Below are 17763 nucleotides of genomic sequence, written 5' to 3' on the forward strand. Positions count from 1 at the left end.
GACATTTTATTGACAATCTAGTTACTTCTATCGCTTGATCATTAAAATCTCCTCAGCCGCCTGATTGACATCATCCGGATGGATTCCGAGAAAGTCCAACCTTTTTAAATTTTTTAGGGAATGGGACATCCCATCGGTATCTCCCTGAGAAATCATATGCGTAACAAAAGGGATCTTTCTCTCAAGGATTTCGAGCGCCTGTGGATGTTTGGCCAAATCAGTAATGCGGGTATTTAAAGTAAATAAACTTCTATAGTCTTTCTTTGGAAAATAGCTAAATTCATGAATGCCTGCTTCTAGAAGAATCGTCTCTTCCTTATACTCAGGAAGGTGTACTTCTGCGGTCCGAGCGAATGGCACCTCGAATCGTACCCTAACACTGCCGTCCTCATTAATTTTCCAATACGATGCATACTTGCCGCTTACGGAATCATATTCAGCCGAAAAATGTTCAAACTTCCCATTAATTTGAGGCGCAAACAACACTTTCTTAAATCCAGGATCTAGTGGTCTAATCCCGCCTAAATCTCGGTAAAGATATTCAACAATTGCTCCGTATGCATAGTGATTTAAAGAGTTCATAATGGTTCCACTCATAGTGCCATCTTCTAATACGGAATTCCAGCGCTCCCAAATCGTAGTGGCACCCAAGTTTACACAATAAAGCCAACTTGGAAATTCTTCTTGGAATAAGAAATCCAAGGCTTCTTCTTCCATTCCATTTTCGGCCATAACCCGGCACATAATCGGGGCTCCAACGAAGCCGCCAGTCAATTTATAAGAATCTTTATATAATCTCTCACGAAGACCTTCTACTACTTTTTCTTTGTCAACGTAAAGACCGAAATTTAATGCAACTAAATAACCGGTTTGCGTGTCAATACTTAATCTTCCTGATGGGGTAAAGAACTCATGTAAAATGGCCTCTTTAATTTTTAGGGCTAAGTTTCTATACTTCTCCTCCTCTATTGTTTTGCCTAATAGACTTGCAGCTTCGGCAACCAATCTAGTGGATTCATAATAGTAACAAGAAGCGATAAAATTGTCATCTGTCCCTCCCTTAAAACTCTGCGGAGATCTTCCGTCCTGCGCTAACCAGTCACCAATCTGTGCGCCAAAGTCATACAGGTATTTTTGACCTCGTTTTTCATCTTCTCTTGTTATATAGTCCACCCAATCTATCATCATAGGAAAATGGTTTTCTAGAATATCCTTATCTCCATAATGGTTGAAGAGGACCATTGGTAAAAAGGTGCCAATATCGCCCCATACGCTACACGCAATCGGTTCCCCAAAAACAGGAATGAACCCAGGTACGATCCCATTATGTTTCGTTTGCTCTACTCTAAGGTCGTGTAAGAATTTGTTATAAAATGCCCTGGTATCCATGTTGTAGGATGCGGTTCCTGCAAAAACCTGTGCATCTCCCGTCCATGCCAAGCGTTCATCCCGCTGCGGACAATCTGTTGGAAAATCAATGAAATTCGATTTTTGGCCCCACAAGCAGTTTTGATAAAGGCGATTAATTTTTTCGTCCGACGTATGAATCAACCCTACTTGGTCTAAATCAGAGTAAATGACTTTACCAACAATATCTTTTTCAGTAAGACTTCCTATCCATCCGGTAACGCGAACATATCTAAATCCGAAAAAGGTAAAGTGTGGTCTCACAATTTCTTCCGTACCATCAGATATATAAATAAATTGAGATTTAGCCGAGCGATAATTTTCATTATAAAAATTTCCGTTCTGTAAGATTTCCCCGAAATCAAAAATTAATTTAGTTCCTTTAGGAAATCGGTTACGAAACTCGATAAACCCAGCAAAATTTTGACCCATATCTAAAACCGTTTCTCCTGCTCGAGTGTAGATGATTTCTTGAATTGAAATCTCTTCCTTTTCTATAACGGGAATGCTATATCTACTAACCAACTTATTTTTGTCCAACTGTAAAATTCTGACCTCTTTCTCAGGATTGCTCTTTCCCTCCCAAAGCAGACGATTAAAAATTTCTCCATCATAAATATCACTTAATTCCACATCAGAACCAAGGTAGCGCCAGCTTTCATCTGTGCTGATTACTTCTTCCTTACCATCGTGGTAAGTGAGATGAAGTTCTGCAATACAAGCAAATGCTGCTCCAAAATTCTCTTTTAAATCCCCTAACCCAAATCTACCTTTATACCAGCCATTTCCAAGCATGATTTCTACGCTATTATTACTGGATAACATACCAGTTACATCGTATGTTTGATATTGATATTCGGTATGGTAATCACTATATAAAGGGGTGAGATATTCATTGCCTGCCTTTGCTCCATTTATCAAAGCTTCATATAATCCCAGACCACAGATGTAGAGTCGAGCGTTCTTTATAGGTTTGTTAGTTATGAATTGCTTGGTAAAGAGTGGATGAAATGTATCTTCACTTTGAGTACCAATCCAATTGGCACCCCATGGTTCATCCATCTTTCCTGTTTCGAAAGAGGCAATTTCACTAGTCGCAATTTCACCTTCGTCTGTTTCCACTTCAATTCTATAAAAGTACTTCGTCTTCGGTTGACATTCCATACAGATTTGCTCGCCAGTGGAGTCTAAAGATTCGGATTCCTTCACATAAAGAATATCTTCAAAATTCTCATCATAACTAACTTCTATTTTCGCTCTCTGCTGTCTCCTAGAATTTGTATCTGTCACTTTCCATGAGCACTTTAGGATATCATACGAGAACCCTATTGGATTTTTTATTCCATTCATCCGTAAATCTGTAATTTTCATTTGTGTCTCTCCTCATATTACATATTGATGTCTAATGTGAATTAGGAAATAATTTTACTTTCACTTACAGTGTCCTGCCTTTTTTTCCTAACTTCTTCTAATATAGTTAGTCTCGCTTGCCCCTTATATTTGCACATTAAAAGTGGGACCGAACCTAAAAGAGCACTAATTCCAGCCCCCAAGGCAAACATAAAGAATATTCCATTGAGAGCAGCTGACGATTGCGTTGCAGCACTATTATTAAATCCAACCACTGTTAGTAAGGCACCCGTAAGAAAAGAAGAAAGCGCAGACATAATCTTTGCTGTCAATGACTGAGTAGCAAACATCAGTCCTTCAGCCCGATAACCCGTTTTCCATTCTGCATAATCGATAGAATCTACGACATAAAGCGTCGATAATGTCATACTCATGGACATGAACAAACCGGAAAAGATAGAAATAATGAAAACAAAGGTTAAATTATCATAACCAACTACATAATAAATAACTCCCACTATCAAAGAGCCAATTGCACTATATAAAAACAATTTTGTAAGTTCTATTCTTTTTAGTAATTTCGGCATAATCACAGGTGTTAATAAAAACCCGATCATAATTGGTACCATGATAAAAGACATCAAAGAAATACTACCAAGGTTATAGATCGCATAGTAGCTAGTCAATGCTTGTGTGACCATAGTAAGCACTTGTAAAAATTGACTAATGATGTAGGCTTGCAATGGTTTGTTTATCCTTAATATAGTAATGATATTTTTAAAACGGATCTTTTCTGTTTGAGGCTTCACTCTTTCTTTTGAAACAAAAAATAAAACCACAAAACTGATAGCTGCGAGTAAGGAAAAAATCCAACCCACATAGGAGTATCCCTGTCCACTATAAGGAAGGTCGGCAAAATAAGAAACTAATAGACCACCTGTTAATGAAACAATCAACGCTCCAATGGTCGTTGCAGATCTAGTCAAACTAACAATTGAATTCCGTTTTTCTGAATCAGTAGTAATTATAGCTGACATACTCCAATAAGGGACGTCAAATAAAGAAAAACCAATTCCCCAAAGGGTATAGACAATAAATACATAGGCAATTTTTAAGGATTCCGAAGTAAAACCAGGATTAATGAAAAGTATGGCTGTCATTCCTGCCCAAAACAGGCCGCCTAATAAAATATAAGGTCTTAATTTCCCATATTTAGTTCTTGTATTATCCATTAATACGCCAACAGTTGGATCACAAAATGCATCAATGAACTTGGTAATTAATAGAATAGTTCCAACGGTTATTGGTGAGATTTTCAAGACAGCGGTTGCAAAGATCATAAAAAATGTTGATACAATTCCCGACAGGATCGAATCCCCGACTCCTCCGAGAGTATAACTGACAATTTCCCTTTTCTTAAACGGGGAATTTGCGGTAGTTTCATAATATCGCTCAAACTTATTTAGCTTTAAATTATTCATTCCTTTTCCTCCAACACAGAATTCCTTTAAAATAGCTTTTATAACACTAACGTATCAAACATTTTTCTCGGGTACCCTATGTGGCTATCTTACAACATGTAAACACTTCCACCAATATCTTAAGCGGTTGTTTTGACTAACCAAAAATGATATATTGTGATAGGAGGCGTTAACATGAACTATGAAGAATTAGACAAATTTTTATTAGAATTAACCGATAAGGAAAAAGAACTCCAATATTCTGAGGAACTCTCAGATGATACATTGAAAGAATTAATCCTCACACCCTATTTATCTAGTGAATCAGCATTGGATAACGCTAATGCCTGGTCTAACCTTTCCGGATCTTCTAGAAACAATCATGAGCCTGGTTACACTTATACCTTAGAAAATAGCATTCTAAAATTAAATGTAACCGAAGACATATTCGTCATTTCTAAACATACTCGTTTTGCGAAAATGATTACACATACACATAATTTGTTCGAAATGAATTACATTTATAGCGGTAATTTTATTCAAGAGATTCAGGGAGAAAAATTCATTTTAGGCGAAGGTGATATTCTTATCCTTAACAAGAATGTAGAACATTCTATTAACAAGGTAGGAAAAGAGGATATCCTAATAAACTTCTTGGCGAAAGAGGATTTTTTTGATAATCAGTTCATCTATCGCATTTTGGGGGATAATGTTCTTGGAAAAACGATTGCTTCCATCATAACCAATCAAGCGAGAGAAAAAAATTTCCTATTATTCCGAACGGCGGATAATTGGCAAATTAAACAAACCATTCAAAATATCTTATGTGAAGCGTTTGATAGTAGTAAAAGTACGAATCCCGAAATCATAAAGGCTTATATCATCATATTATTTAGCAGGCTTTTAGAAAGTGAGAACTATGAGATTTACTTGAAGAAAGGTATAAAAGATACCAGTATACCTATATTGGAGCTATTGGCCTATATGGAGAAGAATTATATGGATCTTACACTTGAACAAACAGCAGAACATTTTAAGTTTTCCTCAGCTCATTTAGGACGAATTATTAAAAAGTTGACTGGAAAATCATTTTCTACAATTATTCAAGAACAGAAATTCAAACATGCATCAATGTTATTGCGTTTGACCGAAAAGAGTATTGACGATATCTCTAGAGAGATTGGCTATAATAATTTAACTTATTTTTATAAAAAATTCCATTTGATATATGGGGTTACTCCTAATGAGTATCGGAGTTCGCACAAAACATTATAGGGTTGCTACATGGGCAATATTAAGCCTCCAATCCGAAAAAGCCCTTGACAACCAAGGACTTTTCAAACGCTAAACAAGTTATTATACCATCTGCTCTTATTTATTTAAATCTGTTTCCATAACGACCGGGCGATCCTTGCAAACAGCAGTGCTTGCGTCCAGCGGTCGCTCACCTCGCAAGGCGCATCGTCCGGACCACGGACCGTAATCGCATAAGGTGGCGGACCGAGCTCACAGACAAACGGCAGTACTTCGTTTTCCTGTGCTGTTTGACGCCAGCTGCGCATCCCTCCAAGCCACCAAGGTGTAAAGTGCTTTAACATCGGGTGTTCGAACTCGAGGTCCTTGGCACCCTCCTCATTCACACTTCCAAACACGGGAATATCAATCTGTACCTGTTCTCCGTTCGATACGCGGGCATGTATGCTCTTCGTCCGAGAAAGCAGGGTCTGTAACAGCATTTCTGCCTCGGCCGACACCGTATGCATTTCCCCTGCCACGACATAATGTGAGAAGTCGATTGTCAGCTCAAGCTCAGGCAAGACTTTAGCATACTCTACCGTGCGCAGCAAATCCTGCGTGATCGTTCCGCGGTGCGTCTCAATATAAGCCGGGATGCCCACAGAATGCGACACCTCTGCCATGTCGGAAAGCAGCTGCACCGCTTGTTCTCCGACCAGAAATGGCCTTATCACCTGTACATTTACGAAATCAACCCTTCCGAACGATTTTGCCTTGCGAAGAAAAGCGTCCAGCTCCTCCGCTGTTTTCGGATATGCGTTTACGCTGTATGAAAGGTTGTATTGATCCAGCAGCCGATTCCAATGTTCGGCCTCCCTGCCCTCAGGCAGGAAGCCGTTAATGCCATCGTAGCCCGCTTCGGCGATACGGCGCACTTTCTCCTCCATGCTCCATTCTTCACCAATGCCGTTTAGCACTCCCAGTCCATTCATCCCCCACCAGGACATTAGCACTTCAAGACGTGGCTCACTTTTAGTGGATATACGGTGATTCATATTCAACTCCGCACGGACCTCCATTCGGATTGGTCTCCAGTTCCAACTCAGTCCCGTCAGCTCTAAACAGAGGACGATAATATGTGCTAATGTGCGTGGCCGAGCTGTTGGCGTAGTGGCAAATGAACGAACGGCGGAAACGGTCTTTCGTCTTATTGCGGTATGAGCCGTGAATCAGATTCCCATTGAAAAAGAGCACATCGCCCCTGTCCATCACAGCCGGAATGGCCTTCTGATCCTTCGGCGGCTTCACGTAGTGGGTAGTGAACGATTCCTTGGCATCCGACAATTCAGGACAAACAATATCATAGGCACTCGTCTTAGGCACAACTAACAGCCCTCCGTTCTCCTCATCAGCTGGGTCGATTGCCGTCCAAGCGGCAATGCAGTTACCCGGCTCGACTTTTAGGTAAAAATTATCCTGATGAAGTGCCTGTCCCCGTGCACCAGGAGGTTTATAATAAAACATACTTTGGGCAGCCAGCGATTCTTCCTCATACAAATCAGCTAGCACATCCATTACCTGTGGATGCAGCATATAGCGTTTGGCTGTTTCATTAAACCGGTGCGGATGCATGACCCTCGGATACCGCTTTAGCGGGTCAACTGTTTCCTGCTGCAAATCTGGTTCAAAATGACCCGGGATCACCTGACGGCTAATGTCCTCAAAGGTTTTGTCAATCTCCGCCAGTTGCTCCTCCGTAAACAATCCTTTTACGATTAAATAACCTTCCGTTTCAAACTTACGCCTTTGCTCATCTGTTAGTACCCGATTCTTATATACCACTTCTTTACCCTCCCCTATTTCCACTACAAGTGACATATATCACTGTCTTTATTATATAGTTGGAATAGGGCGTAGAAGAAGGATGTATCTTGCTAACAATGCATACGATTCTGCTATTTCTCAACAATTACACTTGTTTGCCGATGTCGGATAAACTAAACTAATCTTAATGAAGTACTACTAGAAATGGGGGACTACCATGGAGCTTGATCGCCCCTCCAACTATGACGGATTGGCCAACGGTATGGTCATCGCCGGACATTTTCATGAGCAAGACACCTATTCAACAATTCGTCCGGACGGCATGAGTGACTGGCTAATAACATACACGCTAGATGGTGAAGGTTACTTTGAGGCAGCCGGTTGCGAGCGGCGGGTAAGGGCCGGTGATATAACACTGTTGAAGCCGGGAACACCCCATCGTTACGGTACACCAAAAGGAAAGATGTGGAATTTTGTTTGGGCCCATTTTACTGGCGGACTCTTGGAATCGAGCCTTCTGCCAAACGAGGCGCTGACCATCCGGCAGATTGAGCAGCAAGCGGTTCGGGAGCGTATCCTCCACGCTTTTCTCCGACTTCTGTCTGACTCCCGTGAACGAGCTGCTTATTGGCATGAACTGTGCTTGAGTGCACTGCGGGAAATTCTAATGCTGCTCGCCAAGCAGCAAACAAGCGGGGTTGACCCGCGGATTGAAGAAACGCTGTATTTGCTTGCCCAGCGGATGCAGGAGACGGTTCGAGTCGAAGATCTTGCCCGGTGCGTTGGTCTCTCTGCTTCGAGACTATCGCATCTATTTAAAGAAAATACTGGAGAATCGATTGTGGAGGCACTTAATCGAATGCGAATTAAGCAGGCTGCCTTGCTTCTTGCGCATACGAATCGGAATGCAACTGAAGCTGCCCATGACGTTGGCTTTCAAAATTACAACCATTTTACCCGGCAGTTTCGCAAATACATAGGGCTGACTCCAAGCGAATTCAGCCAAAGTGTCCGGTCCAAAGAATAGGAGCACAGGCCGTTTTTTCCTTTTTAATAAAATAGAACCAATCGTATTAAACAGATTGGTTCGTTGTTAATATCAATTATTAAAGACGTTCCCAAATCGAGGCGATTCCTTGTCCGCCGCCAATACAAACAGCAGATGCACCGAATCGTGCGTTTCTTCTTTGTAATTCATAGATTAGCGATAATGTAATTCTAGTACCGCTTGCCGCCAGTGGGTGTCCAAGCGCAATCGCTCCCCCATTGACATTTCCTATTGAAGGATCAAAGCCTAGCTCTTTTTGACAAGCTAAATATTGTGCAGAGAAGGCTTCATTGATTTCGATTAAATCTAAGTCTTCAACCTTCAGATCTGCTTTTTTCAATGCAGTTTGAATCGCCGGAACAGGACCGATCCCCATATATTTAGGGTCAACGCCAACCACACTCCATGATACAAGTCTTGCAAGTGGTTTTAATCCTTTTTCTTCAGCATACTCACTTGAAGTGACAATCACAGCCGCAGCTCCATCTACCATTCCGCTGGCATTACCAGGAGTGACCACGCCATTGTCGATAAAACGGGGCTTTAATTTTGCTAGTTTTTCCAGACTTGTTTTGCGAACATGTTCATCACGATCCACAATAATTTCTTCTTTCCTGCCTTGGACTGTTACCGGTATAATTTCTTCTTTTAAATAACCATTTTCAATCGCGGCTAAGGCCCGCTCATGACTGGAAAGTGCGTGCTGATCCACCTCTTCACGAGTAATTTCATATTTTTTCGCCAAATTTTCTGCTGTATCAGCCATGGTACAGCCGCCTACTGTATCATATAAACCATCCCATACCCAGTCCTCTATAACAGGGCCGCCTAGCGGACTTCCCCATCTCATCTCTGGAATGACATGGGGGACATTACTCATGCTCTCAGTTCCTCCAGCAAGTGCAACACTAGCTTCCCCAGTCAATATGTAACGGGCTGCGGTTAAAATCGCTTCTACACCACTGCCGCATAGACGATTAATGGTCAGCGCTGGTACATGGATGGGAAGCCCTGCCTTTAATCCAACATGCCGTGCTAAGAGGTGAGCATCTTTACTGGATTGCTGAACGTTAGCAAAAACCACCTGATCAATATCTTCCGGATCGATATTTGCCTTTCGAATCGCTCCACGCGCTGCCTCTGCTCCTAGATCTGTTGCAGATATCCCTCTAAATGTGCCAGATATTTCGGTAAATGCTGTTCTGGCCCCTTCTACTAATACGATGTTGCTCATCTACTCCATCTCCTTTTCAAAACGTTTTCATTTAAAAACTGATTCAGGGAAAAGTTCTGAATCAGCCCTCAGATTATACTTTTGCATCCCCGAGTTAATTAGCAAACATAGCATTCTTTCCTAATAACAGCATCCGCCATTCTTCGTTTAACCGCTATGATATTTTCCGGACTGCTCATAATGAGGAGACTGGCGATTCGTGAAAAAATTTCGCCCTCACCGAAATGATTGATCATATTTAGAACTCCAAGAGCAATCTGTTGGGAAGTTTCTAGCGAATAAACTCTCGTACAATCAATCTTTAGTCTATTTGCTTCCTCACCAGAATTCTGTATAGCTTTCTCCGTTCTTAGAATCGCGCTTTCAATTGCATAAATCGAAATAACCAGATCGGCTAGAAAAGCGGCGATTTCTTGTTCACTATTAAAATTATCAAGTGAATTCGCATTTATAGATTCGATAGATTCATTGAACAGTTTTTTCAACAGTTGAAGTACCTGTTTCTCACGTTGGAAAACACCGTTTTTAATAGTATTGTCCTCCGTTGGCTTTTGTTGTTTTTTTGACGCAGTGGCTGCGATGAGTATTCGATTAATCTCATTTGAACCTTCAAAGATTCGGGTGATTCTGGAATCACGATAGAGGGTTTCAATCTCATATTCAGCCATATATCCATAACCACCGTGAATTTGTACGGCCTCGTCTACTACAAAATCAAGAATCTCTGTTGACATGACCTTATTGATTGAACATTCCATTGCATACCTGGCAATTGTTTCTCCGTAATCATTGCCAGTTTGCTTCCTTTCATCGAACCCATCCTGCATCAAACCTGCCGTACGGTAAATCGCGCTCTCATTGACAAACGTTTTTATTACCATATCCGCCAATTTACTTTTAATTAAATTGAAATTAGAAATGGACTGGCCAAATTGTCTTCGCTCATTTGCATATTTTACCGCCAGTTCAATCGCACGTTTCGCGGTCCCGAGCGAGGTTGCCGAAATCTTATGGCGCCCAATGTTTAATACATTGAAGGCAATAATGTGCCCACGGCCGACTTCACCGATCACATTTTCAACTGGTACCTTCACATTTTCTAAAATAAGTGAACGGGTGGAAGAACCTTTTAGCCCCATTTTCTTTTCTTCAGTGCTTGTAGAAACACCTTTATAACCTTTTTCCACAATAAAAGCCGTAAACTTTTTTCCGTCAACTTTGGCATAAACAATAAAAATATCGGCAAATGCAGAGTTCGTGATCCATTGTTTTTCGCCATTCATTACGTAGAACGTACCACACTCTGATAAAACGGCATTTGTTCTTATACTCATCGCGTCTGTACCGGAGGACGGCTCTGTTAAAGCATAGGCAGCTATTTTTTCACCAGTCAGTATGTCTGGAAGGTATTTCTCCTTTTGCTGTTTTGTTCCAAAATAAGCAATAGGCAGCGCACCAATTCCTGTTTGCCCTCCAAAGGTAATGGAGAAGGAACGTCCAAGTGCCATTTTTTCAGATATAATGGTTGCACAAACCTTCCCTAACTCTAGTCCGCCATCTTCTTCGGGGATATCGGCACCAATCAGACCGAGTTCCCCGGCTTTTTTTACTAGATTAATGGTTTCAGTAAACTCTTGATTCTCTATCTTCCCTAGTTTTGGATAAACTTCATTCATGACAAATTTATTTGCCATGTCGGCAAGCATAATATGTTCATCTTCAAAATCCTCGGGGGTAAACACATCTGTTGACAAAATTTCATCATTTAAAAAGCTTCTATATGCCTTCTTTTCTGTCAGCATGATACTATCCCTCCACGGCTTCAACTTGGGGCAGCATCTTTTCTCGGATATTATCCGGAATAGGCTGTGCTTTTGGTTTTTCTTCTTTGAAAGACGTCCATGCACGGACTCCATACCCTTCGGCTACAACTTGATCCCCTCTAACAAATACATGCTTAATTTTAAAAACTTTGTTATGTAGTTCTTCCACATAACTCTTTACTACGACTTGATCCTCAAACAAGAGCGGCCGTTTAAAGATACAATTGGCTTCCAGCAGCGGAACCCCAATTTTCTGTTTTTCAAACAGCTCCGAAGAAGGATAACCAATGGCTGCTAAATACGCATGCGTTGCATCGTCCATCCATTTATAAAAATTCGGGTAATACACAATTCCTGCAGCATCGGTATCTCCCCAGCGTACTTGAAAATGATAGTTAGTTTTCATCTTATTTGCTCCCATCAACTTTAAAATGTTGGACTCGTTTTAGCAGCAATCTCTTCCTTTAGTCTAAGTTTTTGAATTTTGCCACTTGCCGTTACAGGAAACTTATCCGTAAATACGACCTTTTGCGGAACCTTGTAAGTTGCCATTTGTTCCTTTAAGTAATTTTTCATTTCTTCCTCTGTGCTTTCTTTCCCGTCTTTAAGCTGGATCACTGCACAAACGATTTCACCGAGTGTTTCGTGTGGAATGCCGATGACTGCAGCTTCTACTACTTTAGGGTGCTTAGACAAAACGGCTTCAATTTCTTGCGGGTAAATATTAAAGCCGCCTCGAATGATAATTTCTTTTTTCCTGCCAATAAATTTCAGATTGCCCTGATCATCGAGCATACCAAGGTCACCTGTATAATACCAGCCTTCGTGATCAAGTACGGATGCAGTCTGTTCGGGCAATTTATAATAACCCTTCATCCTTCCAAAACTATGAATGGCGATTTCACCTTTTTCCCCAGGAGGTAATGGCATTCGATTATCATCGACTATTTTTATCTTTACTCCTGGAAGTGGTTTTCCAAGTGTTTCAGTTATATTCTTTTCCTCATCATCATAAGGTGACAATGTAACCGAAACGGCCTCCGTAATTCCAAAGGACTGACAAAGATTAATGCCCATTCGATCTCGTATTTCTTTAACCTTCGACGCTGGAATTGGTGAGGCTCCAACAACACCTGTTCTTAGTGAGGATAAATCATAGTGGTCAAAATCTTGTGTTTCTAGAAGTTTAATAAACATGGTTGGCACGCCATTAAGAATGGTCACTTTTTCCTGCTCAATTAAATGGAGAATTTCTGTTGGATTAAATTTTTCCAATAAAACGATCCGAGTACCTGTAAAAGCCGCATTAAACAGGTTAACAGCCATACCAAAGATGTGGAATAAAGGAGAAGGAAGAATCAAAACATCCTTTTCAGAGCAACGCAGCTCAATCCCCATTACATTAGCGGATTGCACAACACTGCGATGAGTAATCATAACGCCTTTTGGAACACCGGTCGTACCCGAAGTATATAAAATACAAAATAAATCATTATTTACATCAATATCTTCTTCTTGACCAATTTCTAACGCATCATCATTTATTAAATCTTCATAAGATGGGAAATGACTGATGATGGACCTTACCGTAATGATTTCAGGTACAAAATAAAGTGCATCTTTAAACCCGAAATTTCTTTCAAATTCTTCTGTGGCGATTAACGCTTTGGGTTCTGAATTCCTTAAAATATGGCTGACTTCATGGGCCTTATATTTGGGGTTAAACGGTACGAGTATGGCTCCAATTTTTGCCGCAGCGAAAAATATGACAATCGTTTCATACCAATTTGGTACGGAGACGGCAATTCGATCCGCTTTTTTAATTCCGCGTCTGATTAATGCGGCTGCTAGTTTGTCCACATTAGTTTTAATTTGTGAGAATGTTATTCGATTAGTTAAATCAAATACAGCTTCTTTTTCACCAAAGACTTTTGCTGCATGTTCAAGGATTCCATAAACCGTAAAATGATTACGATCATTCACCATTTCGTATCATCACTCCATTAGTTTCACTATGATACTTTCTTAGTTAAATAAATTCGAAAAGGAAGTATCCGTCACATGATGCCGGATACTTCATGTTGTTTTGGGTGTTAGCTGAACCTTTTGTCAGAAAAGTTATCGTCCTGCAAACACCGGTTTTCTTTTTTCTACAAATGCCTTTAATCCTTCCTTACGATCTTCTGTTGAGAAGGCATTTGCAAAGCAGGTACTTTCAATAATTAATCCCGATTCGATATCAGTGTTTCCTCCAGTATTAACGGCCAATTTTAACATTTGCAGGGCAACTGGCGGTTTTTGGGCTAATTTGTTGGCCCATTCTTTAGCAGTATCAAGTAGTTCTTCAACCGGTACCACTTTGTTAACCAATTGTAGTTCTAAGGCACGATAGGCATCAAACATTTCCCCAAAATAAAGCAATTCCTTTGCAACTCCCTGACCAACGATTTTTTGCAGGCGCTGGGTACCACCGCCGCCAGGGATAATTCCAAGACCCACTTCAGGGAAGGCAAATTTTGCTTTACTAGAACTAATACGCAAGTCACATGCTAGTGCGAGTTCAAGACCACCGCCAAGGGCAAGCCCATTGAGTGCGGCAATAACAGGTTTTGCTAGATTTTCAATTTTTGAAAAAACAGCTCTTGATGTTTTGTTCATTTGATTAATACCGACAAGGTCCAAGTTAGCCATTTCATTGATATCCGCACCAGCTACAAAAGCTTTCTCTCCGCTTCCAGTTAAAACAATCGCCCGTACTTCATCATTTGTTTCCAGATGGTCGAATAGGTCGGACAATTCGTTAAACACCTGTGTGTTCAACGGGTTTACTGGCGGTCTGTTAATCGTAACGACTGCGACTTTATTTTCAATTTCACATAATAAAAATTCATAACTCATGATATTACCCTCCAATTAATTATTCGTAATCGTAAAATCCTGCACCCGTTTTCTTCCCTAATCTGCCTGATTTAACAATTTGTTTTAATAGAAGCGGCGGTGCATAATAGTTTTCGCTAAATTCTTCTTTAAAATAGTTCATCACATGGTAGCCAATATCGACTCCGGCAAAATCCTGAAGTTCAAAAGGGCCCATTGGATAATTCAATCCAAGTTTTACTGCCTTATCGATGTCCTCGTAGGAAGCAACGCCTTCTTGTACCAGCCTAATTGCTTCAATAAACTGAGGAAGCATAATCCGATTGACAATAAATCCAGGAGAATCCTTTTTTACTTCAACCGGCTCTTTTGATAGTCTTTTAGATAATGCTTTCAATTCTTGTACAGTTTCATCACTCGTTTTAAATCCTCGTACCACTTCAACTAGTTTCATGATTTGTGCTGGATTAAAGAAGTGCATGCCGGCAACCAGCTCAGGGCGGTTTGTTGCTGCGGCAATTTCCGTAATGGACATGGAAGATGTATTTGTAGTTAAAATGACTCCCTCACGAACAATATTATCTAAGCTTGAAAATACTTCTTTTTTTAGATTAAGATCTTCAAGGACAGCTTCAATGACAAGATCCACATCTTTAAAATCTTCTAAACTAGTCGTTGTTAGAATACGACCTAATGCCTCTTGCTTTTGTTCCTCTGTCATTTTTCCTCTTGCGACACTCTTTTCCATAAACTTACTCATGCGATTTAAAGCGCTTTCTAAAAAGCGTTCCTCAATATCTCTTAAAACTACATTAAATCCATTTATAGCGGCAAGGTTCGCAATGCCTGTCCCCATGGATCCTGCTCCTACAACACCAATTGTTTGAATGGCCATATCTGCATCTCCTTATATTTTCAATTTTTCATGATTTCTGTAAATTTATTATAGCTAATTTGTATGGTTGAATTGTACCTACACAATGTAGGAAAAAACATACTATTTTTCATCTATTTTACGGTTTAATAGAATATGAAACAGGAGACTATGTCGCAGCGGATTCATAAAAAGGTCAATAATCTGCAAAATGGATTATTGACCAAAAATAAGGGGACCGTTATCACTTTACATTCAATAATGTGTTTTTCATCAATTCGTTCCCATACATATCATAAAGTTTTAAAGCCATCATTAAATTAAACCTTACTTCTGCATCGCTTAGCTGAATATCTAAGAGTGATTCAATTTTTTCAAGTCGATAAAGTAAGGAACTTCGATGGATATAAAGTTCTTCAGCTGTATTTTTGACATTCCCATTGTTTTGGAGAAACGTATGAAGTGTATTAGAAAGGTCTGTATTTTTTCCTTCTGAATAGGATAGCAGGGGTCCGAGTTGTTTTTTTACAAATAAATCAATGGCTACCGAATAATTTAAATGATGAAGAATCGCATAAGAACCTAATTCATCAAATAATGTAAAACCGCTTTGCCGTAAACGACTGGTAACAATGTTTAATGCCTGGATGGCTTGTTGATAACTCACAAAATAGTCTTGCAGGTTTGTTGTGCTTCCACCCACTCCCATTAGAACCTTGCATTTTATAGCGGTTTCTAAGGTCCACTTGTTAATTTTTGAATAAATCGATTGCCAGTGTTTTTTCGGAATAGCGCTTTCATTTTTTAACGGAACAATTAATACATATTTCTCATCATGATAGGCAGTGATAATAGATTCATCTACTTCTTGTAAATGAGATTTAATATATTCCCATACTTGGTTTTTTTTCGACTGCTGTTCAAAGAGATTGCTTTCTTTTATCTCTCTGTCATCAAGCGTGATTGACAGAACGGCAATTTGATGACTTTGAAAAAGATCCCACTGGAAAAGATTTGCGTACTGAAGAATGCCCTCTGAATCTTCTATGTTCTCCGTAAGCAATTTATTGATAAAACTATCTTTTGCCTGCTCTTTAGCATCGAGAACCAGCTTTTGTTTGATAAATTGGATGGAACAAATATTTCGCGACAATTCAATGGTTAAACGATCAATCTCGTCCATTTCTCCATTTGGCCTGCAGACGGCAAGAAACCCTAGTAAACTTCCTCCACCATTTATCATCAAAAAGGAGAAACTACTTGTGGAATCCTCCGGGTCTTCAATGGAAAAATAATCGAGACCTCTATTTTCATTTCTCCTATTTTTAGCAATATCAGCGATCTGCTCTGGAAGCAGCACCCGATTCTGTTTATCAAACATACTAAACGAAATAGGCTGCATAAATCGATCATATAAGATAACTGGATTTTGAAACAAGTTTGCAAGCATGGATGTAATTCCATCAAAGTTATCAACTTCTACTGTTTCTTTCACAAGTGCTTGTTGGAAATCTAACAAAAATTGGAGACGGTTCTTACTCTCCTTTTCATTGTTAAATAGACGGGCATTTTCCAAGATAGCGGCCACATGATTCGATAATAACTCCAACATTTTTAAATCATTTTCTGTAAAAGTAACATCCTTTTTATTCTCAATATGCAACACACCAATTGTTTTTAAATCAATGACCAAGGGGAAGGTCATTTGTATTCCGCCAGGAGTCTCTAAAAACGGAAAATACTTATTAAGCATATAGTTGTCTTCGATCATGATTTTATGTGGAAACTCACTTTCTCCATAAGCCGGCGGCTGAAATACAAAACTATTTTCCTTTTCATTATATAAATATATACAAGCAAAGTCGGCATTCGTTCCCTTACCTGCTCGCATTGTCAGCTCCGCAATATGTTTCTCAATCGGTGCATTGAGGGATAAATTCTTACTGATCCATTCAATCCCCTCAATTTTTTTCAATTGTGATTTCTTTTCTCTTGCCATCGCCATGGCTACAGCAATATCTTTACCGAATTCTTCAAAAGGCATCTCCATATCTAATAATGGAACATAATTTAAAAAACCGACAATACAAAACCCTAAATTGTAATCGTTATCATAAAGGGGCACAGTAAACCATGTTTTAACATTGGCCTCTTTAAGTATTTTTGAAAGTTGGCAGCTTTCAGGTGAGTCGGCACGATCATTTGTTAAACTCTGACGCAGAAGCTTCGGGGAACAATTATGTATTTCGATTGGAAAAGAATTTGTCACAGCAGGCAGGTTTCCGCTCCATGCTTTGGGTACAAAATTTCCAGTTTCATTTAGGATCACACCAACAAAATCACAGTATAATTCAGAATGAAATACGGCTGTTAAATATTGGAGTACTTCATCTTCCGTATCAAATTTTATCAGTTGTCTGGCTGTGGAGCGTAAATGGTTTTCTAATTTCTTCATTAGTTTATCCTTGTCTATATACGGCATAACCCATTTCCCCTCATCCATATTTTCTTCTTCCCTTCTTATTTTAATAGAAAAATATATTTTGAAAAGTATAACAATTCGTAATTTAGTATTTTTAGAGCTGTTTATTTTCTAATTAGTTAAATCCCGAAGAACCATCTCCGGGATT

At 39.7% G+C, this 17763-nt stretch carries 13 protein-coding genes; 2 read left to right on the forward strand and 11 right to left on the reverse strand.

What is annotated here, in order from left to right:
* Positions 1-27: 27 nt before the first annotated feature.
* Together GXK58_RS02615 and GXK58_RS02620 are read right to left on the reverse strand one after the other, a co-directional pair.
* Positions 28-2778: an alpha-L-rhamnosidase gene (locus GXK58_RS02615; RefSeq protein WP_160719553.1), complete on the reverse strand. Its 2751-nt coding sequence runs from the start codon at positions 2776-2778 to the stop codon at positions 28-30.
* A gap of 41 nt (positions 2779-2819) precedes the next feature.
* A complete protein-coding gene (locus GXK58_RS02620; protein ID WP_160719555.1) occupies positions 2820-4238 on the reverse strand; it encodes an MFS transporter in 1419 nt (472 codons plus the stop codon).
* A gap of 174 nt (positions 4239-4412) precedes the next feature.
* On the opposite strand from GXK58_RS02620, the gene GXK58_RS02625 reads away from it, so the two are divergent.
* Positions 4413-5492 (forward strand): AraC family transcriptional regulator, encoded by a 1080-nt coding sequence (locus GXK58_RS02625; protein ID WP_160719556.1) that lies wholly within the window; start codon positions 4413-4415, stop codon positions 5490-5492.
* A 104-nt stretch (positions 5493-5596) separates the two neighbouring features.
* Here GXK58_RS02625 and GXK58_RS02630 read toward each other — a convergent pair whose 3' ends face one another.
* Both GXK58_RS02630 and GXK58_RS02635 read right to left on the reverse strand, forming a co-directional pair.
* Positions 5597-6532 (reverse strand): sugar phosphate isomerase/epimerase family protein, encoded by a 936-nt coding sequence (locus GXK58_RS02630; RefSeq protein WP_237389536.1) that lies wholly within the window; start codon positions 6530-6532, stop codon positions 5597-5599.
* Positions 6486-7331: a phytanoyl-CoA dioxygenase family protein gene (locus GXK58_RS02635; RefSeq protein WP_160719557.1), complete on the reverse strand. Its 846-nt coding sequence runs from the start codon at positions 7329-7331 to the stop codon at positions 6486-6488. Before GXK58_RS02635 ends, GXK58_RS02630 begins: the two co-directional genes overlap by 47 nt.
* A 208-nt stretch (positions 7332-7539) precedes the next feature.
* Here GXK58_RS02635 and GXK58_RS02640 point away from each other — a divergent pair, with 208 nt between their 5' ends.
* Positions 7540-8304 (forward strand): helix-turn-helix domain-containing protein, encoded by a 765-nt coding sequence (locus tag GXK58_RS02640; protein WP_272928113.1) that lies wholly within the window; start codon positions 7540-7542, stop codon positions 8302-8304.
* A gap of 79 nt (positions 8305-8383) precedes the next feature.
* Here the strand turns inward: GXK58_RS02640 and GXK58_RS02645 are convergent, their stop codons facing one another.
* From GXK58_RS02645 to GXK58_RS02675, 7 genes are all read right to left on the reverse strand, one after another.
* Complete coding sequence (locus GXK58_RS02645; protein ID WP_160719561.1) at positions 8384-9559, reverse strand: acetyl-CoA C-acetyltransferase; 1176 nt, start codon at positions 9557-9559, stop codon at positions 8384-8386.
* A 98-nt stretch (positions 9560-9657) separates the two neighbouring features.
* Complete coding sequence (locus tag GXK58_RS02650) at positions 9658-11361, reverse strand: acyl-CoA dehydrogenase family protein (protein ID WP_160719562.1); 1704 nt, start codon at positions 11359-11361, stop codon at positions 9658-9660.
* 4 nt (positions 11362-11365) lie between these two features.
* Positions 11366-11788 carry an acyl-CoA thioesterase gene (locus tag GXK58_RS02655; RefSeq protein ID WP_160719564.1) on the reverse strand — a complete coding sequence of 141 codons (423 nt, stop codon included), beginning with the start codon at positions 11786-11788 and terminating at the stop codon, positions 11366-11368.
* A 20-nt stretch (positions 11789-11808) separates the two neighbouring features.
* Complete coding sequence (locus GXK58_RS02660; RefSeq protein ID WP_160719565.1) at positions 11809-13368, reverse strand: class I adenylate-forming enzyme family protein; 1560 nt, start codon at positions 13366-13368, stop codon at positions 11809-11811.
* 132 nt (positions 13369-13500) lie between these two features.
* On the reverse strand, positions 13501-14280 hold the full coding sequence (locus GXK58_RS02665; RefSeq protein ID WP_160719567.1) for an enoyl-CoA hydratase-related protein: 780 nt from the start codon (positions 14278-14280) through the stop codon (positions 13501-13503).
* 19 nt (positions 14281-14299) lie between these two features.
* Complete coding sequence (locus tag GXK58_RS02670) at positions 14300-15154, reverse strand: 3-hydroxyacyl-CoA dehydrogenase family protein (protein WP_160719569.1); 855 nt, start codon at positions 15152-15154, stop codon at positions 14300-14302.
* Positions 15155-15377: 223 nt separating this feature from the next.
* The gene (locus GXK58_RS02675) at positions 15378-17615 is read right to left on the reverse strand and encodes a helix-turn-helix domain-containing protein (protein WP_237389538.1); all 2238 of its coding nucleotides are present in this window, start codon (positions 17613-17615) and stop codon (positions 15378-15380) included.
* Positions 17616-17763: the final 148 nt, after the last annotated feature.

This window comes from Bacillus sp. USDA818B3_A (genome assembly GCF_009928415.1).
Taxonomy (GTDB): domain Bacteria; phylum Bacillota; class Bacilli; order Bacillales; family Cytobacillaceae; genus Neobacillus.